Source organism: Actinotignum sp. usb-actsch-213, from assembly GCF_059085665.1.
Genome location: NZ_JBHNSQ010000075.1, coordinates 1 through 18808, shown reverse-complemented (window position 1 = coordinate 18808; position 18808 = coordinate 1). Strand labels below are relative to the sequence as shown.

Annotated in this window: 20 protein-coding genes; 10 read left to right on the top strand and 10 right to left on the bottom strand. The window is 62.8% G+C overall.

The features are described 5' to 3' along the window. Positions 1-7 precede the first annotated feature (7 nt). Positions 8-712: a bifunctional demethylmenaquinone methyltransferase/2-methoxy-6-polyprenyl-1,4-benzoquinol methylase UbiE gene (ubiE, locus tag AC5RK6_RS07870; RefSeq protein WP_394532857.1), complete on the bottom strand. Its 705-nt coding sequence runs from the start codon at positions 710-712 to the stop codon at positions 8-10. Between the two features lie 169 nt (positions 713-881). Between ubiE and AC5RK6_RS07865 the strand changes: the two genes are divergently transcribed. From AC5RK6_RS07865 to AC5RK6_RS07855, 3 genes are read left to right on the top strand one after another with little or no spacing between them, the layout of a single operon-like run. Further along, positions 882-2228, top strand: coding sequence for a hypothetical protein (locus tag AC5RK6_RS07865; RefSeq protein WP_394532856.1), 1347 nt, complete (start codon positions 882-884; stop codon positions 2226-2228). 56 nt (positions 2229-2284) lie between these two features. After that, positions 2285-3193 (top strand): 1,4-dihydroxy-2-naphthoate polyprenyltransferase, encoded by a 909-nt coding sequence (locus AC5RK6_RS07860; protein ID WP_394532854.1) that lies wholly within the window; start codon positions 2285-2287, stop codon positions 3191-3193. A 39-nt stretch (positions 3194-3232) separates the two neighbouring features. After that, positions 3233-3703: a PLD nuclease N-terminal domain-containing protein gene (locus AC5RK6_RS07855; RefSeq protein WP_394532852.1), complete on the top strand. Its 471-nt coding sequence runs from the start codon at positions 3233-3235 to the stop codon at positions 3701-3703. A gap of 82 nt (positions 3704-3785) precedes the next feature. Here the strand turns inward: AC5RK6_RS07855 and AC5RK6_RS07850 are convergent, their stop codons facing one another. The 4 genes from AC5RK6_RS07850 to AC5RK6_RS07835 all read right to left on the bottom strand — a co-directional run bounded on the left by AC5RK6_RS07850 (position 3786) and on the right by AC5RK6_RS07835 (position 5966). After that, a complete protein-coding gene (locus AC5RK6_RS07850; RefSeq protein ID WP_394532850.1) occupies positions 3786-4457 on the bottom strand; it encodes a histidine phosphatase family protein in 672 nt (223 codons plus the stop codon). A gap of 85 nt (positions 4458-4542) precedes the next feature. Then, on the bottom strand, positions 4543-5049 hold the full coding sequence (locus tag AC5RK6_RS07845) for a MarR family winged helix-turn-helix transcriptional regulator (protein ID WP_394532847.1): 507 nt from the start codon (positions 5047-5049) through the stop codon (positions 4543-4545). Between the two features lie 441 nt (positions 5050-5490). Beyond that, a complete protein-coding gene (locus AC5RK6_RS07840) occupies positions 5491-5589 on the bottom strand; it encodes a 30S ribosomal protein bS22 (RefSeq protein ID WP_005504750.1) in 99 nt (32 codons plus the stop codon). 170 nt (positions 5590-5759) lie between these two features. Further along, entirely contained in the window at positions 5760-5966 is a 207-nt protein-coding gene (locus tag AC5RK6_RS07835) for a helix-turn-helix domain-containing protein (protein WP_394532901.1), read from the bottom strand. 207 nt (positions 5967-6173) lie between these two features. On the opposite strand from AC5RK6_RS07835, the gene AC5RK6_RS07830 reads away from it, so the two are divergent. Continuing rightward, positions 6174-7574 carry a TrkH family potassium uptake protein gene (locus AC5RK6_RS07830; RefSeq protein ID WP_435730756.1) on the top strand — a complete coding sequence of 467 codons (1401 nt, stop codon included), beginning with the start codon at positions 6174-6176 and terminating at the stop codon, positions 7572-7574. Between the two features lie 25 nt (positions 7575-7599). On the opposite strand, the gene AC5RK6_RS07825 is transcribed toward AC5RK6_RS07830, so the two are convergent. Beyond that, positions 7600-7839, bottom strand: a complete 240-nt coding sequence (locus AC5RK6_RS07825; RefSeq protein ID WP_435730755.1) for a hypothetical protein — start codon at positions 7837-7839, stop codon at positions 7600-7602. An 85-nt stretch (positions 7840-7924) separates the two neighbouring features. Beyond that, positions 7925-8212 carry a helix-turn-helix domain-containing protein gene (locus AC5RK6_RS07820; protein WP_435730754.1) on the bottom strand — a complete coding sequence of 96 codons (288 nt, stop codon included), beginning with the start codon at positions 8210-8212 and terminating at the stop codon, positions 7925-7927. 146 nt (positions 8213-8358) lie between these two features. Here AC5RK6_RS07820 and AC5RK6_RS07815 point away from each other — a divergent pair, with 146 nt between their 5' ends. Both AC5RK6_RS07815 and radA read left to right on the top strand, forming a co-directional pair. Next, positions 8359-9051, top strand: coding sequence for a potassium channel family protein (locus AC5RK6_RS07815; protein ID WP_016441787.1), 693 nt, complete (start codon positions 8359-8361; stop codon positions 9049-9051). A 79-nt stretch (positions 9052-9130) separates the two neighbouring features. After that, a complete protein-coding gene (gene radA, locus AC5RK6_RS07810) occupies positions 9131-10507 on the top strand; it encodes a DNA repair protein RadA (protein ID WP_435730753.1) in 1377 nt (458 codons plus the stop codon). Positions 10508-10574: 67 nt separating this feature from the next. On the opposite strand, the gene AC5RK6_RS07805 is transcribed toward radA, so the two are convergent. Continuing rightward, positions 10575-11855, bottom strand: a complete 1281-nt coding sequence (locus AC5RK6_RS07805; RefSeq protein ID WP_320757603.1) for a hypothetical protein — start codon at positions 11853-11855, stop codon at positions 10575-10577. Positions 11856-11910: 55 nt separating this feature from the next. Here AC5RK6_RS07805 and AC5RK6_RS07800 point away from each other — a divergent pair, with 55 nt between their 5' ends. After that, positions 11911-12834 carry an HhH-GPD family protein gene (locus AC5RK6_RS07800; RefSeq protein ID WP_320757604.1) on the top strand — a complete coding sequence of 308 codons (924 nt, stop codon included), beginning with the start codon at positions 11911-11913 and terminating at the stop codon, positions 12832-12834. Here the strand turns inward: AC5RK6_RS07800 and AC5RK6_RS07795 are convergent. Continuing rightward, entirely contained in the window at positions 12757-13905 is a 1149-nt protein-coding gene (locus tag AC5RK6_RS07795) for an alpha/beta hydrolase fold domain-containing protein (RefSeq protein ID WP_320757605.1), read from the bottom strand. The genes AC5RK6_RS07800 and AC5RK6_RS07795 overlap by 78 nt on opposite strands. A gap of 43 nt (positions 13906-13948) precedes the next feature. Between AC5RK6_RS07795 and AC5RK6_RS07790 the strand changes: the two genes are divergently transcribed. Together AC5RK6_RS07790 and AC5RK6_RS07785 are read left to right on the top strand one after the other, a co-directional pair. After that, positions 13949-15733 (top strand): L-lactate permease, encoded by a 1785-nt coding sequence (locus AC5RK6_RS07790; RefSeq protein ID WP_320757606.1) that lies wholly within the window; start codon positions 13949-13951, stop codon positions 15731-15733. 59 nt (positions 15734-15792) lie between these two features. Next, complete coding sequence (locus tag AC5RK6_RS07785; RefSeq protein ID WP_320757607.1) at positions 15793-16641, top strand: SMP-30/gluconolactonase/LRE family protein; 849 nt, start codon at positions 15793-15795, stop codon at positions 16639-16641. Here the strand turns inward: AC5RK6_RS07785 and AC5RK6_RS07780 are convergent. Beyond that, positions 16619-17314, bottom strand: a complete 696-nt coding sequence (locus tag AC5RK6_RS07780; protein ID WP_320757608.1) for a GntR family transcriptional regulator — start codon at positions 17312-17314, stop codon at positions 16619-16621. The genes AC5RK6_RS07785 and AC5RK6_RS07780 overlap by 23 nt on opposite strands. A gap of 182 nt (positions 17315-17496) precedes the next feature. Here AC5RK6_RS07780 and AC5RK6_RS07775 point away from each other — a divergent pair, with 182 nt between their 5' ends. Then, the gene (locus AC5RK6_RS07775; protein WP_320757609.1) at positions 17497-18780 is read left to right on the top strand and encodes an MFS transporter; all 1284 of its coding nucleotides are present in this window, start codon (positions 17497-17499) and stop codon (positions 18778-18780) included. Positions 18781-18808 lie beyond the last annotated feature (28 nt).

The window sequence follows — 18808 nt, the reverse complement described above, 5'->3', positions numbered from 1 at the left end:
CGGTGCCTCAGTGCGCCGCCGGCAGGGTAGCGCGGTGCAGCGCAACGATCCCGTTGCACATATTACGGTATTCAACGTCGCGCCACCCGGCTTCGTGCAGCCAGCCGGCCAGAGTGCGTTGATCAGGCCAGTCAATAATCGACTCCATGAGATAGGCATAGGCCGGACCATCCGAGGAGGCCAGGGCCGCCACCCGCGGGAGCACGTGGCGCAGATAGCCGTGATAGAGGGCGCGGAAAGGCGCGCAGGACGGCGTGGAAAATTCCGCAATAACCACGTGCCCGCCCGGGCGCGTCACGCGAGCCATTTCTTCAAGGGCGCGCTGGGGATCGTGAATATTACGGAGGCCGTAGGAAATAGTCACGGCGTCGAACGTATTATCCGCGAAGGGAAGATCGCAGGCATCGGCCTGCACAAAACGCAGATCAGGATGGCGCAGGCGCGCAACCTCGAGCATCCCATCCGAAAAATCGGCGCCCACCACACGCGCCCCCACCCGGGCAAAATGCTCGGTGGAGGTACCGGTTCCGCAGGCCAGGTCGAGGATCTCCATCCCCTCCTCAATACGCAGAGCTTCGGTGACGTAGCGGCGCCACAACCGCACCTGCCCGAAACTGAGGAGGTCATTGCTCAGGTCGTAGCGCGGGGCGACCTGGTCGAACATCCCAGCGACGGCGCGCGGATCTTTGCTGAGTTGTGCACGTGCAGACATGCCCTCTATTCAACCAGCTTGGGCGTATTTGGCAAGAGTAGAATCCCGGCCGGGTGTACATCCGCGGGAAATACCCGGCTTCGACGGACGCCCCGAGGGACTTCAAACCGGCCATTTTCCGTCAGGTCGGGACTAGACTGAAAAAGAAGTCACGAATCGAGGAGTCGTTATGTCCCTGCCCACGCCCATGCCAGCGATGACCCCGCCTCTGCTGGCCGATGTGCGCCGCGATTTTGGCGCCCGTACCTGGATTGTGGCTCTGTTGAGCCCCGTGATCGCGGTGGTGGTCACCTTCCTTATCACGCTTTTCTTCGCCTGGCTCGGCTTGCGCGGCATGAGCGGTCTCGATATGGGCGGGGTGAACCTCGCCGAAGTACTCACCGCCCCGAAGTGGGCGGCCCTTACTTTGCTGCTAGCCCTGGGCGGCACCGCGCGAGTAGTGGCGGAACCGAGTCTTTTTGATATGAGTTTCTTCGTTCCGGCTCTCACCCTCACCCTCCTCATCGGTCTCATCATCTACTTCCTCAACCAGTGGGTGGGCCGGGGCAAGCGAAATTCCACCCTGCTGGTGTGGATTCCGGCCTGGGTATCGGCCGGGGTACTGGCGGCAATCGGCGCCGGGCTGGCCGCGTTCATGCGGGTGGATCTGAGCCCGGGCGGTGCCTTCATGGGCCAACCGATTCCGCCGCTTGCTTTACAGGCCAGCCCCCTTTTCACGGCGCTCACCTGCCTCCCGCTCGGACTTTTCGCCGCGGGCTTCGGGCGCATGACCACGGTGAAATCCACCCCGCGTAACCGTTTCACCCTCACGGCTGCGTCCTCTATTCCCACCTACGCGCACGCGGTACGCCTAGCCTTCACCGCTTTTATCCTGGTGAGCTGCATTTCCGCTCTCGCTTTTGGAATTGACCTCATGGTCCGCCAGGACGCGAGTATCGAGTGGCTCCTCGTGGCCTTCCCCTTCTTCCTCACCACCGGAGTTGTGACCATGTTCGGGGCGGTGGGTGCCTCCTTCGCTGCGATGTATGATGCCACCGGCTTGGGAATGGGCCCGAATGCCCAGGGTGATACCACGCTGCTGCTCTGGGAACACCTGGCTACCGTGCCCGCCATCATCGCGCTCATCTCCATGATTCTCGCTCTGGTGTGGACGGCCTACCGCTGGGGCCGTTCACGTGATCCGCGCATGGAATTCGGGGCTATTGCCTGGACGGTGATGCCTTTCGGATTCGGGGCAACCACCGCGGTTATCTGGGGTATCGCCCGCGGTTCAGCCAAGATGACCGCGCAGGGAATGGAACTGGCCAGTGCCAGTTACGACCTGCACTGGTACCTCATTTTCATCGGGATCGGCCTGGGCCTCGTGGTGGAAGCTTTCTCGCGATTGTTCCGCACCCTCCCGCCCGAAACGATGGCGACGGGGTACCTCACCCCGCACGCCTCGGATATCCCACATCATCCTTCCGTGCCCGGAGCCCCGGGCGGCGTGGCTTTACACCCGGAGTATCCCGCGTAATCCCTCGCGGTTAGGGTGATGCGCTCAGGATGTTTCTCTCGATAGAATAAGCGGCCGTGGCAACTGTTACTGATTGGCTCGAAGGTGCGCGCGTTCGCACCCTTCCCGCAAGTGTCTCCCCGGTGATCGCCGGGGCTGGAATCGCGCTGTGGGAGGGGACGCTATACGGCCCTATTCTTGCCTTGGCTTTCGTTCTCGCTCTGCTCTTGCAGATCGGCGTGAATTTTGCGAACGACTATTCCGACGGGATTCGCGGCACTGACGATCACCGTACCGGTCCACCCCGCCTCACGGGTGGCGGAACAGTGCGCCCGGGCGTGGTACTCGCGGTGGCCCTCACCTGCTTCGCCCTCGCGGCTCTCGTGGGTCTCATCATTATCGCCTGGTGCGGGAAATGGTGGCTTATCGGAGTGGGCGTGGCAGCACTGCTGGCTGCCTGGTTCTATACCGGCGGGCGCCACCCCTACGGCTACATGGGACTGGGCGAAGTTTTTGTTTTCATTTTCTTCGGTTTGGTAGCTACCTGCGGCACCGTCTATATCCAGGGCGGCACGGTGCCCTGGCAAGCCTGGGTTGCCGCAAGCGCCGTTGGCCTCATCGCCTGCTCTATTCTTATGGCTAATAATATTCGCGATATTCCCACCGACGCTGTTACCGGGAAACATACTCTCGCGGTGCGCTTGGGCGATACCTGGGCACGGCGCCTCTATGTTGCAATGCTCGCGGTGGCCATGGGATGCGGCGTCGTGCTGGCATTCACGCCGAGCACCCACCAGGCGTCCCTCCTTCTCTATCTCCCCGCCTTCGCTATTGCTTTCCGCAATAGCTGGCGGATGCTCAGCCGCGGACCGTCCCGCGCGCAGGGGCGCGCTCTTATCCCGGTGCTGAAAACCACGGGCATTACCGAGCTCGCTTTCGCGCTGGCGGTCCTGGTATCTTTCTGGGCCAGTTCGCTCTTGGTCTAGGCAGCTGTAGCCCCCGGTGCGAACGACTAAGATGGTGGTATGGCCCGAGTAATTATGGCACTTTTTGCCGTCAGCATCTGGATTTACGGCATCATTGACGTCATCCGCACGGACACCACCCGCATGCCGGGCCGGCTGCGTAAGCCGGCGTGGCTCGCCCTCACGGTTCTGGTGCCGGTTTTCGGGTCGCTGCTGTGGATCGCTTTTTCTTTCCCGGTCAAATTCCCGCAGCAAAATATCTCGCTCGGTTCTTTTGGGCGGGGTCGTTCCTCGTCACAGCGGCGCCGTCGCCCCGTTGCACCCGACGACGATCCGGATTTCCTGTCCCGTTTGGACGCGGAAAACCGTTTCCGCGAATGGGAACGGCAACAGCGTGAGAACGACGCCGCATCGGACTCCCCCGCCACGGGTGAAGCACACGGAACAAACAGCCCCGAAGCAAGCGGAAAGCACCCGGATAATCCCGATGATTCCGAGGGAACGCAACCCACGCAGCCCGCGCAGAATTAGTCTTCCTGCGGAAAACCGCGAGCCGAGTGACCTCGGGGGCTTCTAGCCGCCGTAGTTACCACGCCGGCCCCGGCTAATATCCCTAGTCTCCACGGTTTTCGTCAGCCGCGGAGATCCCCGGGGTAATATCACGTGCCCGGGCCAGGAGCTCGGCCGCGGGTTCAGCATAATCCACCGCCACCAGGCTGGTGCCCTGGAACGTCAGCGAAGTCACCGAACACAGTGCGCACTGGCGCCGGCGCGGGTCGTGGGCGAGGGAGCGCCCCTCCACGAAGGAACGCAGCGTCCAAATCGGAAGTTGGTGGGAAACAAGGACCGCTTCACCGCCGCGTGCTACTGCCAATCCCTTACGTACCGCATTCGTCATACGTGCGGCAATATCCGTATACGGCTCACCCCAGGAGGGGCGGAAAGGATTGATGTACCACGGCCAGAATTTCGGAGAGGCTAGGATCCAGCGATTCCGGTTGACGTTAATACCCTCGAAATTATTGCCCGCTTCGATGAGATTGGCATCGGTGCCAACCTCAAGGTCGAAGAGCTGCGCGGTAGGTGTGGCAGTCTCAATGGCCCGTTCTAGCGGAGAGGATACCACCGCGCGCACGTCACGCCCGCGGAAGAAATTCCGAACACTGCCGGCCATCTCCCGGCCCAGATCGGTGAGGTGAAAACCGGGTTGGCGACCGTAAAGTTCGCCACTGGGGTTATCCACCTCTCCGTGGCGGACCAGGTGAACAACTGTTACGTCAATCATGATGCCAGTCTACGGCACCGGGAGCTGCCGGCCGGACGAAGCTAGGTTCCTTGGGAAGCTCGCTCCGACCGGCGTGCCCGAGCGTCTACCAAATATCGGCGGGGTTGCCCACCAGGCGGGCACACAGCTCGCCCATCTTGAGGAAGTCATCGTGACCGAGTTTGTCCACGAGGTGAGCGCGAACCGAAATGACGTGGGTAACGGCCGCCTTCTCCAGCAGTGCGAAACCAGCGTCGGTGAGAGTGCAATCCACCCCGCGCCGGTCATGCGCGTTGGCGGAACGGGCTACCAGCCCGCGCGCCTCCAGGCGGCGGACGGTGTGGGTGAGCCGCGAGCGAGAATGTACCATCACGTCGGCGAGAGTCGACATCCGCATGCAGCGATTTTCCGCCTCAGAGAGACGGGCGAGAACGTCATATTCGTTCAATGACAGATTGTAATTGACCATGAGTGCGTGGTTGAGCGCCTCTGCGGTCATAGCTGTCGCGCGCAGATACGCGCGCCAGGCAAACTGTTCCTCTTCAGAAAGCCAGCGAACTTCCGCGGCCATGAGATTCTTCCCTTCGTCAGGCACGATGTCACTTCGTGACATTAACGGCAACTCACACGGGACGTGCGAGTCTTCATTACGTCGTTGCGCCCGCGCCGGACGCAACGCACCCGGCTCCCACCGGATGAACTACGACGCCACTCCTCCTCATTTTCCCACGTTGGGATGCCGGGGTGAAGGGGCCCTAAGTGGTGCTGTTTCGCGGTACCGCGCGCGGCACGCCCGTGCCTGGCGAAGCGCCGTCAACCACAGCATCAGGTGAAGTATACCTTTACACGAACATAACTCAGAGTTACATTCTCTTTTTAGGAAGGATACCCTTACTTCAGTAGTATTATAGATAAGTATTTTTGCCCGAATTGTCAAGGTTTACCCGGGGAATGCCCGCCATACATGTGAGCACTTTCACTTTTCTATTTCTTTCGGCACCGCCGCACCAAAACAAAAAGGCCCGGACATCCAGGCCCTTCCGCACGCGGGGAACTACTTCTTGTTCCGACGCTGGTGGCGAGTTTTACGCAGCAGCTTACGATGCTTTTTCTTCGACATACGCTTGCGGCGCTTCTTAATAACGGAACCCACAGGCACCTCCAAAACTAGATCGCGGGGAATCGCCCCGATGGAACATCACAGTATCTTACCGGCCCGCGCCCGCCTATGCGTAGCGCGTGAATCAGAACACGGTTAAATTCACAACCGCTCCGGGCCTGCCACCGTTTCGGGCGACGACGCGCATCGGCCGTGCGGCGGCACTATTCCCCGACCGCGCGCTGTTGCGGGACGCTATTTCCAGACAGAAGTGCTTCGACAGCACTGGCGGGTACCCGGTAGGAGCTTCCCACCCGTACGGCCGGCAGATCACCGGCGTGAACCATGCGATAGACGGTCATCTTCGAGACACGCGTCAATTCAGCCACTTCCGCGACGGTGTAAAACTGCGGAGACGAAGGCATTTGCATCTGGTTCATCCCATCATCCTGGAGTAATTTTTTGCCACATCGGCAACAGCTACAGCAAGGATATCCCATATTCTCAGCATTCACAGCATTTTCTGCATGTTATGTGCCGCTTTTCCGTGATGTATGAGGCAGGGGAATATACTACGGAACAGGTACGCGGCGTTTTCCCTGGCCGCAACCGCTAGCTCGAGGACCCGGAGGACGCCCATGTCAGCACACCCTGAGGTGGCATCCGCACGCCTGAGCTGGCGTGATCGTTTAGCAGCCGTGAGTGGGCGCGTGGACCGGGTGGCGCGGGACCGGCCGGCTCGTTTAGCCCTGCTGATCTTCGCGCTTATTATTTTGTTTCTCACCGCCGCGCTGTCCTTACCCTTGGCCACTACCACGGGGAAGAGCGCTCCTTTTATTGATGCGCTCTTTACCGCGACGTCCTCCGTATGTGTAACAGGTTTGGTGACGGTTGATACCGCGACGTACTGGTCGGTGTGGGGCCAGCTTTTTATTTCCTTCGGGCTGATTGTGGGCGGCTTGGGCGTCATGACACTCGCCTCGATTCTGGGACGAGCGGTTTCCCGGCACGTAGGGCTCACCCAACGCATGCTCACCGCGGAGGAGAATCAATCGAGCCTGGGCGAAGTGGGGAGGCTGCTGCGCGCGGTCATTATTGTGGCATCGACGGCGCAGGCCATTTTGTTCTTGGCCCTCCTCCCCTTCTTTTTGCGCAATGGCGAGGCTCTACTTCACGCTCTTTCGCATTCCTATTTCATGGCGGTCTCCATCTTTAATAATGGCGGCTTCGTGATTATGCCCGAGGGTGTGAGCCCGTACGTGGGGCAGTGGGCGCTGACAATCCCGATTATTTTGGGGACTGTGGCCGGGGCAATTGGCTTCCCGGTGGTTTTGGATATGTGGCGTAATCGTGCCCGGCCGCGCAAATGGTCAGTGACCACGAAAATTACGCTGGTGACCTATATCAGCCTGGCGGTGCTCGGCGCGGTTTTCCTGGCGGTGCTGGAATGGAATAACCCGAATACCCTGGGTAATTTGGCGGTGGCCGATAAGATCAACGCCGCGCTCACGCTGTCGGTGGATGCGCGTTCCACGGGCTTGACCACGATTGATGTGGGTGCCATGGGTGAAACGTCCTGGATTCTCCTTGATTCGCTCATGTTTATCGGTGGGGGTTCAGCTTCTGCGGCGGGCGGTATTAAGGTAACGACTTTCGCGGTACTTTTGTTGGCCATTCGCGCTGAGGCGCGCGGTGACCGCGATACCGAGGCTTTCGGTAAGCGTATCCCTGCCGAGGTGTTGCGCTTGGCTATTGCGGCGACTTTCGCCGGCGGGATTATGGTGGTGACCGGTTCGGTGGCACTGCTTCAGCTGACGAATTTCACTTTTTCCGAGATCCTGGTTGAGGTAATTTCCGCTTTCGCTACCTGTGGTTTGAGCACGGGGATTACCGGGGCGTTGCCGGCCAGTGCGAAGTTCGTGCTGGTGTTGCTCATGTTCTTTGGACGCACGGGCACGATGACGCTCGCGGCCGCTTTGGCGCTGCGGTCACGACGCCGCACCATCCGACTGCCCGAAGAGCGGCCGATTATCGGCTAAGCGGGCAGGTGCCCCATCCCGGGGTTTACCTGCGCGAGCTGCGGCGCTTGGTGCCGGCTGAGCCGCCGTCGTTCCTAAAAATGCTGCGCAAAGAGGAAAGGAACAACAGTACCGCAACCACGATGGCCGGGGCGATAGCGTTCGGGGTTGCCGGTGGGAAAATATGGTTGAGGAGAGTCACCGTGAGAAAAGCGACTCCGCCGCCAAACGCGGCCACCACCAGCGCCTTAATAACGCCCACCGCGAGCGCGCGCCAGTCCTTCATACCATCCCCTGCCTACCCGGGCCGATAACCGGCGACTGCCTTTATCCTAAGGCGTCCACCCCGCCTGTTACGAGTGCTCCTCCTATCAGGAGTGCTCATGCTTCGAACGCTCCTCCTCAGCATCGAGATCTTTCACCGTATAGAAAAGGCCAGCGCCGATCACCACAGCGTAAAGCTGGAGCGCATGGATTGTTGGATTAGTTATGCCCTCCTCCAGTTCCGCAACCGCCTCCTCATCCAGGCACATTCGCCGCGCCACAATTTCTTGAGTAAGACCTTTATTCACGCGTATAGCGGTGAGCTCCCGCAGCATCTGCCGCCTTCGATGGGCCTGCTGACGAGACCTTTCACGTATCACGGAAAGCCTATCCATGATGACCTGCCTTTCTTTGATAACGATTGAGTGCGTTTACGCAGGATTTCTGCATGAATCCATGGTCGCACGGGCTTACGACATGAATTTTGGCGCGGAGCGTTAGACTACGAGCCAGAGATATTGTGACCGGAGAAAGGGCGGCTATGCCGGATACGCGCGACGAACAAGCCATCCTCGTGGTGGGACTGGGGCGTTTTTCGACCGCCATCGCTACCACGCTCGATGATTTGGGGCGTGACGTGCTCGTCGTCGAAAAGAATCCCGATACCGCGCAGCGGTGGAGCCATCGCTTGCGGGTGGTGGAAGGGGACGCCACCAGTATGGAGGTGCTCGACCAGGTGGGCGCCGGGGATTTCACCGTGGCCGTGGTGGGCGTGGGAACCTCACTGGAGGCTTCCGTGCTGGTGACCGCAAACCTGGTTGATCTGGGGATTCCGCAGATTTGGGCGAAAGCGGTTTCGCGTGCGCACGGCCGTATTTTGCGGCGCATCGGCGCTCACCACGTGATTTATCCGGAGTACGACGCCGGTACGCGCGTAGCCCATATGGTCTCGGGCAGAATGCTCGACTATATCGAGATGGAGGACGGCTTCTCCATCGTGAAAATGCGGCCGCCGCGGGAAATTCGCGGTTTCACCATCGCGAAATCACGTATCCGTGAGCGTTTCGGGGTGCGGATTATCGGAGTGAAGGCCCCGAACCAGCCCTTTGAATACGCCACCGAAGACACCCTCATCGGGGCAGATGACACGATTATTGTGTCCGGAGATACCGAGTTGCTGGAGGAGTTCGCTAACCGACAAGGGTGGATCCCTGCGGTGGGTTCGGCGCGGTAGCGGGTTCGGCTCGGTAGCAATTCGGTAGCGACTTTTAGTTCACGATTTTTATGTCGTAGGCCCCCTCTAGGATGATGGCATGGCAAAACAACCGGCAACCGTGTACGAATGCAGCGAGTGCGGGTGGTCCACCGGCAAATGGATGGGCCGCTGCGCGCGGTGCGGCTCGTGGGGCACGCTTGATCAACACAGTCCGGCCGCGCCCTCCGCGGCTCCGGCCGCTTTAGCGCCCACCTCACCGGCGCAACCCATCACCTCGGTGCCGGCTACCGCCGCGCGGAAAATTCCCACCGGGGTATCCGAATTGGATCGGGTGCTGGGCGGCGGTTTAGTTCCCGGCGCGGTAATTTTGCTTGCCGGGGAACCGGGGGTGGGCAAATCTACCCTGCTCTTGGATGTGGCGGCGAAGGCCGCGCGGGCCGCGGCACGTTCGGGGCGGGCGCCGGTTCTCTATATTTCCGGGGAGGAATCGGCCTCCCAAGTGCGCTTACGCGGGGAACGCATCGGTGCGATGGATGAGCATCTGCTCCTCGCCTCGGAAAGCGATATCGGGCGGGCTCTCGGGCATATTGAAAATGCCCGGCCCTCCCTCCTGATTGTGGATTCGGTGCAGACCTTAGCCGATGCTGAGGTAGCTGGAACAGCCGGCGGGCCGGCGCAGGTGCGGGCCGTTACCGCGGCGCTCGTGAGCGTGGCCAAAACGCACGGCCTGCCTGTGGTGTTGGTCGGGCACGTCACGAAAGATGGTTCCATTGCCGGGCCGCGCGTTCTGGAACACCTGGTTGATGTGGTCTGCCAATTTGAGGGGGATAAACACTCGCGGCTGCGTTTGGTGCGCGCGGTGAAGAATCGGTACGGGGCTACCGATGAGGTGGGGTGTTTTGAGCTCACCGAAAGCGGGATTGTGGGGCTTCCCGATCCGTCCGGGTTGTTCCTCTCCGCCCGGGATCACACGGTTCCAGGCACCTGCGTATCCATGACTCTCGAAGGGCGGCGGCCCATGCCGGTGGAAGTCCAGGGCTTGGTGGTTCCTTCTTCCGGGCGGCCGCAGCGCACCAATTCCGGAGTGCTTTCTGCCCGGGTTGCCATGATGGTCGCGGTGCTGCAATCACGCCTGGGTTTGAGTTTGGATCAAAAAGATATTTTTGTATCCACGGTGGGTGGGGCTCAGGCCGGTGAACCGGCCGCGGATGCCGCAATTGCTTTAGCGCTGGCCTCGGCCTACGTGGATCTGCCGCTCGCTCCCGGGGTGATCGCCATCGGGGAAGTTGCCCTCACCGGGGAGCTTCGCCCGGTCACCGGGCTCCCCCAGCGCCTCAACGAAGCCGCCCGGCTCGGCTTCACCCTCGCCATTGTTCCCGAACGTACCGATAGCTCGAAACTACCCGAGGGGATTCGGGTGCAGCGCTGCGCGGATATTCGAGGGGCTCTGGAGGCGGTGCTACCCACCGGTTAGGCCTACAAGGCTGTGCGTAGATGGCGTAAGCGCAGGAAGAAGGTGGTCTATACGCGGCGGAATCCGGCTAATTCGCCGCTTCAGATTCCCCCTCCGGTGCAGGAGTCTCCGCTCCTTCTCCACCGCCAGATTCCGGGGCGGGAACTGCTTCTTGGTTCTCACCTTCCGCGCCGTTCGCAGCGGGACTAGCATCCGGGCCGGAAGCCGGGCTGGCATCGGGGCTCGCTTCGGCACCGGCCTCATCATTGGGGCGGGCGGGTTGCGCACCGCCTCCTGTAATCAGCTCAAAAACCGCGGTAGCGGGAGAAGCTGCGCCGTCGGCAAAAATAGCTTCCGCTTTGTACGTTCCCGGCGTGGATAGCGAACCCGAACTGCCGCACCCGACTCCCTCGTTCCCGCCCGGCCACGTCACCGTGGTCACGGCATCCATCCCACGATCCAGCAGCAAGCGCCGGTGTTCCTGCCCTGCCTGGCAGGCCGCGGTATTCGCCACCTGATGCCCACCGGAAGTAATCGACACATTGAGATTGCCCCACCCAGCATCCACATAACACGGATTCGTAGTCGACTTATTCGTCAGCTCCACGGAGAAAGACACCGGCGCTCCCGCACCACGTTCATTATTCGTCACCCGCATCCGCAGCATATCCGGAGTGCAGGCCACCGGCTCATAAAAAGCCGTCGGGACCGCAGCCTGGGCTTCCGCGTGTTCCTGGGAGCGCGAGGCCGCAAACTTAAAGGTCACCACCGCGCCAATCACTATCGCGAGCGCGGCAAAAATCCACAGCCAATGCTTCGGTTCCAAACGGACGAGAATTGTCGTCTTTTCCCGGGCCTGCCTCTGCTTACGCGGGCTGGCCGGCACCGCCGCGCGGCGCCGCCGGGTAGGTGCCGGACGTTCCCGGCTGGTGCGCTGGCCAGCGCGCCTCTGCCCGGCGCGTTCCCGGGTCGTGCGCTCCCGGGGAGTACGTTCCCGCGAGCTACGCTCCCGAATTTCCCGCTCCCGGCTTACGTGCTCCCGTGGGTTTCGTTGCTTTCGGCTGGCACGCTGCTGCGCTGGTCCTTGGTGACCGCCGCGCACCTGGGCGGTACGTGATTCACCGGCGCGCTGCCGAACTGGCGGACGATCCGCCCGGTTGCTGCGCTGCCCACGTTCCGAAGCTGCCGAAGGTGCTGCGCGCCGCTCCGAACCGCGCTCTTTTCCGCGAACCGGGCGTTCAAGCTGGCTTTCCCCGCGCTTCATGCGCGCGGCTCGCCCAACCTGATCCTCGCGCCGCTCGCGGCCACGCCGCGGCGCACCACCCGTAGGCCGCTTCTGCGCGCGGCGCTCTCCGCCCGTTTCTTTCACGGATCCACGGTACCAAAACGTGCATAATCCCCGCGTTTCCGGCACACTACAGATAATGCTCAAGAATCTTTTATCGTGGTACGACGGCGCAGCGCGGCCACTACCGTGGCGCGCGCCCGGCACCTCCCCGTGGGCGATTCTCGTATGCGAAGTGATGAGCCAACAAACCCCCGTCTCCCGGGTGGAACCCGCCTGGCGAGCCTGGCTAGAACGCTGGCCCGCCCCCGCCGACCTGGCCACAGCCGCACCCGCTGATGTTCTTATCATGTGGGGGCGGCTCGGTTACCCGCGCCGAGCCCTACGCCTGCGTGAATGCGCCATCGCCCTGGTGGAAGGGCACGGCGGCCAGGTCCCGCGCACCCGCGAGGAACTCCTCGCCCTGCCCGGCATCGGCCCCTACACAGCGGACGCCCTCCTCGCCTTCGCATTCCAGCAGCGCTCAGTTGTGCTCGATACGAATATTCGCCGGGTGCTCGCGAGAGTGTACGACGGCGTTGCTCTGCCACCCGCCCATCAAACAATCCGGGAACGTACCCGAGCCGATGCACTTGTTCCCGCGGATGGTCCGAGCGCGGCACGCTGGAACGCCGCTCTGATGGAGCTGGGTGCGCTGGTGTGTACGGCGCGTGAACCGGCCTGTTCGGGGTGCCCGCTGCGCGCGGAATGCCGCTGGGTAGCCGCCGGGAAACCACAAAATGCCGCCCCGCGCACCACCCAGAAATTCACCGGGACCCAGCGGGAAGCACGCGGAAAAATCATGGCGGTTTTACGCGCACGGCGCGAAGGGTGCTCCCGCCCGGACTTACTGCGGGCTAGCCACCTGAGCGAAGAGCGATTCGCTCCCGCCCTCGCCTCCCTCCTCGAGGACGGCCTCGCCCAGGAAAGCGAAGGCCGCTACCGCCTACCTATCGCTGAGAGCGCGGCCACCGGAGTGGCTGGGGTCGGAGGTGCCACCGGAGCGATCCAGAACCTCAGCTAAAAATACTGCGGTATCCGCGATGACGCGGTCAGCTTCGGGAAGGAGCCGCACCCGCTGGAGAAAAGCGTGCATCACCCCGGGGACGACCTCCAGATGCGTTGGCACCCCGCTTGTTCTGAGATGTGCGGCGAGGGCCTGGGTATCGGCCACCAGTGGATCACAGTCCCCCACCGCAAGAAAAACGGGCGGGCACCCGTGCAACTCGGTGCGCAGCAGCGCGGTATCCGGGGCCGTGGCCCGCTCGGTGGGCGAAGAAAAGTAGAGGGAGTCATAGTAGGCACGATCCGCGGGACTCATCCCATCGGCGGTGCTTGTGCTATCCGGCGAGGCGGTGTCCACGACGGCCGCGGGCATGCCATATTCACCGTAGTACAAAACGAGCGCGGCTATTCGCTCAGCCGCCAGCCTCCGGGCCGCGGTCCGGGACGTATTCGTGCCCACTGTATCCGCGCGATCCGTTCTTTCGCCGGCTCCGTCCTCGCCCGCCCGCCGCGCTACCCGCCACCAGGTTCCCAGGCTCAAGGTTGCCCCGCAAGAATCCCCCGCCAGCACGATAGGACACTCGGGATATCGCCGCGCCAGCTCTATGACCGCATCCTCACATTCCTCAGATATGCGCGGGTAACGCGCTCCGGGCGCCAGAGTGTAGTCCACGCTCATGACAGCGTAACCGGTGGTAGCGGCAAGTTCGCGGGTGAGGCGGTCATGGGTGGCCGGGCTGCCCACGCAATAGCTCCCGCCGTGTAGATACACGATAATGGGCCGGGTGGCGCCCGCCGCGAACTGCGCCGTCGTACCTATTTTTACGGGCGAAAGCGCACCGCATTCCGCAGGCCAGGTAGCCTGACCGGGCGAATAGACCCGCACCGGAACAGCGCCGTGCCGGGTTGGGAGCGTAGCCGCGCGCCACGCAATGTCCGGGCCGCCCTCATTCCACCAGCGGTGCTCGGCTTCGTAGCGCGCCTGCATCGCGGCGGGTTCCCCGTGCCCGCAATGCGGGAGAGCCAGCCGCGCATCTTGCGCCAGAGCCGCACGCATCGCGGCGGATAATCTCACGTCCGAGCTAGCCATAAGGTCATCATAAAGGCAGCTCCCACCCCGGTACGATAAAGGAATGCCCTGTATCCCCGCGCTGCTCGCCGTGCCGAGCCCGCTTTCCGCCGTTCTCACCGATTCCACGCTCCTCACCAGCACCACCTTCACGCCCGTGCCCGATGCGGTCGGCGGGCAGCTGTGGCTTTCCGCCCTCCTGGCGGCGCTCCCACTCCTGGTGTTCTTCGTGCTCCTGGGAGTATTCTCCATCTCCACCCACTGGTGCTCCCTTATTTCCCTCGGCCTGGCATTGATCATTGCCGTCACCGGTTTCGGGATGCCAGTTGATCTGGCAGGGCTCTCCGCACTCCAAGGAGCGGCATTCGGGCTCTTCCCCATTTGCTACATCGTCATTATGGCTGTCTGGCTGTATAACCTCACCGAAAGCTCGGGGCGCAGCAAAGACGTCCAAGCGGTTTTCGCGGCGCTGGGGCGCGGGGATATGCGAGTGCAAACCATCCTCATCGGTTTTATTTTCTGCGGCCTCATTGAAGGGCTGGCCGGTTTTGGCGCGCCGGTAGCCATTAGCTGCGCCATGCTACTTGCCATCGGCTTGCCCCCGGTCAAGGCCGCGTTGGCCACCATGGTAGGCAACGGCATCAACGTGGCCCTGGGCGCCATGGGCATCCCTCTCACCACCGTGGCCCGCATGGGAGGGGTTGCCGATCCCATGGACGTAGCCGCGGTAGCCGGGCGTATTATCCCCGTGGTGGCCGTGGGAGTTCCCCTCCTCCTCGTTTTTATCGTGGACGGCAAACGCGGCGTAAAAGACACCTGGCCGGTGGCCCTCACCGCCGGAATCGGCATGGTAGCCGGGCACGTAATCGCCTCGAATTTCATTTCTCACGAACTCATTGCCGTGATCGCCTCCCTCCTCTCCTTCGCACTTACCGCCGTGCTCCTCACCCGCTGGCGCCCGGCCCGCACCCCGGCCAAATTCGCCAGCGCCCCGGCGCGCGAGAAAATCTCCGCCAGCCGGGTTTTCCTGGGCCTGTTCCCCTACCTGCTGGTTGTGGTGGTCCTCGCGGTCACGAAATTATGGCGGGTCACCGTACCGGGAACGGCAAACCCCGCCGGCCCGAGCGGTGCCGGCAGCACCGGCGCCCCGCGCCGTATCGAATTCCTGGCCCAAACCGATATCAGCTTCGGTTGGCCCGGCCTGCACGGGCACCTGGTGGACCAGGCCGGTAACGCCCTTTCTACCACCACCTTTACGTTCAACTGGCTCTCCTCCCCGGGGACGATGCTTTTTCTCACCGGAATGGTGGTCACCGCGGTGTACGCACGGTGTTCCTCCGGCGGGCGTTACCCCTATTCTTTCCGCACCGGCCTGGCCACCCTGGGTGCCACCGTGGCGAACCTGGCCGTGACCGTGGGAACGATTGCCACCATTATGGCCCTCGCCTACGTCATGAATTTCTCCGGTCAAACCCAGGCCATCGGCGCGTTCATTGCCCTGGCCGGCACCGCTTTCGCGGCGCTCTCCGCGTTCCTCGGCTGGATCGGCACCGCGGTGACCGGCTCGGCCACGTCCTCGGCCGCGCTCTTCGGGAACCTGCAAGCCACCGCGGCGGCCGGGGCCGGTATTGACCCGAATCTCCTCCTGGCCGCCAACCAGCTCGGGGGCGGGCTCGGGAAAATCGTTAGCCCGCAAAACCTCGCGATTGCGGCCACCGCGGTACGTGCCCCGGGCAGCGAACCGGAGCTGCTGCGCCGCGGCGCTACCTATTCCCTCGGCTTGCTCGCCGTGCTTACCCTCGTCGTTGTGCTGGCGGCAAGCGGGGTGCTGGGCTTCATCACCGCGTAATGCGGACGCGCGAGCGCTGCGGCTAGCCAGCTTGGGTGCGCTGGCCTACGCTGGAGAGCATGGCTTTTGAACAAATTACCGACGTGGTTGCTTTCCACGCCGAAGGTCCGGTGTGGTCGGAGAGCTGGGGCGGGTTGCGTTTCGTGGATATGCTCGCCGGCGATCTGCTTACCCTGCGTAGCGATGGCGGGGTGGATCGCCTGGCCACCGGCTCAAAAATCGCGGCATTTGTACGCCCGCGCGCGGGCGGAGGTTACGTCGTCGCCACCGAACGCGGCCTGGCTCTGGCCGATACCGCCTCGGCCACCCCGCGCCCGGCCGCAACGCTGTGGAACAGCCCGGCCTACCGCATGAACGAAGGCACCGCGGACCCGTGGGGCTACCTCTACGCCGGTTCCATGCCCTACATCCGCGATGCCACCACCCGCGGCACCGCGCGCCTCTACCGTATTTCACCCACTCTCGAGGTCAGCATAGTTTTGGATACGGTCACCACCTCGAACGGCATCGGTTTTTCGCCTGACTGCACCCGCGCCTATTACATCGACACGTCCACGCGCGCGATTTCTGTTTTTGAGGTCGACGACGCAGGCGGCCTCCACCACCGCAGCGACTTCCACCACGTGGAAGGCGCGAGTCCGGACGGGCTGACCGTGGACAGCGAAGGGAATGTGTGGGTGGCCCTCAACCGGGCCGGAATCATCCGGGTGCTCGATCTGAGCGGCCAGGTCGTGCAGGAGTATCAGCTCCCGGTCACCGGGACCACCGCGGTAACCCTGGGCGGGGAGGACGGCAAGGATGTTTTCGTGACCGTCTCCCGCGAAAATGATGATTCGCGGGGCGCCGGGGCGCTGTGGTGGATGGACGGGCCGGTAGCCGGCCAGCCTACCTTAGCTTTTGCTGGATAACCCCGCCGGTACGCGAAAGCACCGCGCCTTCCTCCACCCGGAGCCGAGCCTGGCGCGCCCGTTGCACAGCACGCAGTGCTTCCCAGGCGCTTTCCTGCCCGAGCAAAACCGCGTCAATCAGCTGATCTTGAGCCTGGGCCACGGCGGTATCCGCCGCGTGGTTAACATCTGCGCGATGGGCAGCAGCGCCGCTGCTCTGAGCGCGGCCCCCTTCAGATTCAACACGGCTAGCAGCAGCGCAGCTGGCCGCGTATAACATGGTGTGGAAAGTGAGTGGGCGGTGGAGTAATTCCAGGCGTTTGGAACCGCAAACTTCCACCAGGGTGTGGAGCACCCGGCTGGGCTGTTCCCCGCGGACCGCGCGCAGCGGGCGCAGGTCCGGATGACCGGTCATAATCCGCGCCAGCGCGAGGGACTCACTAATATCGAGGAGCGCCACGATCTCCGGAATCTCGGAGCTGCTCACGGTAACGACCCGCGGGTGCTTGCGTGCTTCACGCTCCACTAATCCATCCGCGATAAGCGATTCCACCGCGATGCGTGCGGTGGAACGCGCCACCGAATACTCCTCCGCAATCGCGGCTTCGGCCAGGCGCTCCCCCGGCGCGATATTTCCGGAAAGGATGCGTTCGCGCAGGTGGTCGGCCAAATCATCGGCAAGCCGACGAGCCATAAGCGCTCCTTTCCATCGCGGGATCACGAGCGGGTGAGTACCCGCTCTCGCCTTATCCTAGGTAAACTGACTGTCAGTTTCCACTGTGATTTTACGCCATCGCGTGAGCAAGGTGACGGCGGGTGGGCAAGGTCGCCCGCGCGGGTAACTCGCCTCCAGCTGAGGCACCAGAAGGAGGAATCATGGCCGCCACGCGGTTCCCGCCGGGTCCACCCCCGGCCCCGGATTACTACCGCTGGCGCGCCCATGTCTTCCTCGTTGTCTATATCGGCTATGTATTTGCCTATACCACCCGAAATAACCTCAAAGTGGTCTCCGCTCGCTTCGTGGAGGAAGAAGGCTGGTCCCTCTACCAGGTCGGCTTTGTGCTCAGCGCTTTCACCCTCGCTTACGGTGCCGGGAAAATCATTTTCGGAATGGTGGCGGACCGCGTCTCCCTGCGCCGCCTTTTTGGCGGTGCGCTTATTATTTCCGGAATCCTGTGCATCCTCACAGGTATTCCCAGCTCAGCCCGCGCTATCGCAACCCTGACTTTCGCGAACGGGCTGGTGCAATCAGCCCTCGCCCCGGCCGCCCTGGTGCTCCTGGGTGCCTGGTACCCCAATTCTTCGCGCGGTTCGCGAGTGGCGATCTGGAATACTTCCCAGAACCTCGGGGCCGCTCTCCTCCCGCTGCTCGCCGGGGCCTTCACCGGCTGGAGCCTGGCCCGTTTCCATATTTTCCTTATCCCGGGCCTGCTCACTATCGCGGTGGGTATCTGGGCCTACCGCACCGGCGCCGACCGCCCCTGGCGCCAGGGCCTGCCCACCCTCACCATGCTTTTCGGCCCGGCCGGCACCCCGCAACTGAGCACCCGCGCGGATGGCTACTGGCCCACGGTGGTGCGGGCAGTGCTCACCAACCGCTGGATCCTCACGCTCGTGGGCATTAATACCCTGCTCTACTGCATCCGCTTCGGCGTGATCAACTGGGTGGTTATTTTCGCCGCCGCCCACACCGCCGGCCGCACCGGGGAAATCGCGCTCGCGGGCGCGGAGCTGGCCGCAATCCCGGCCTCTTTCGCTTTCGGGGCTTATGCGGCACGCCACCCTAACCGGGCTTCCTCCGCCGCTATGAAATCAATGCTGGCCCTGGCCGTGGCGCTCGCAGCCTGGCCCCACCTGGCTTTTAGCAGTTCTTCGGTGGCTGGGGCACTGTTGCTCGGCGCCCTCATCTACGGGCCCCAGGTGAGTATTAATATGCTCACCCTCTCCCTGGTTCCCGATAATGTGGCGGGCGCAGCCACCGGGGTGGTGGGGGCGGCGGGCTACCTGGCCGGTGAAACCCTCGCGAATTTCCTTATCCCCCACCTGGTGACCGGCTACGGCTGGACGGTGGCCTACACCAGCCTCGCTCTGACCGCCCTCATCTGCGCGGCAGGATACGCAAGTTTGCGCGGCCCGGAAATGCGCAGCCTGCGTTATTAAGAACGACGACGCAGCTAGATGGCTGCCA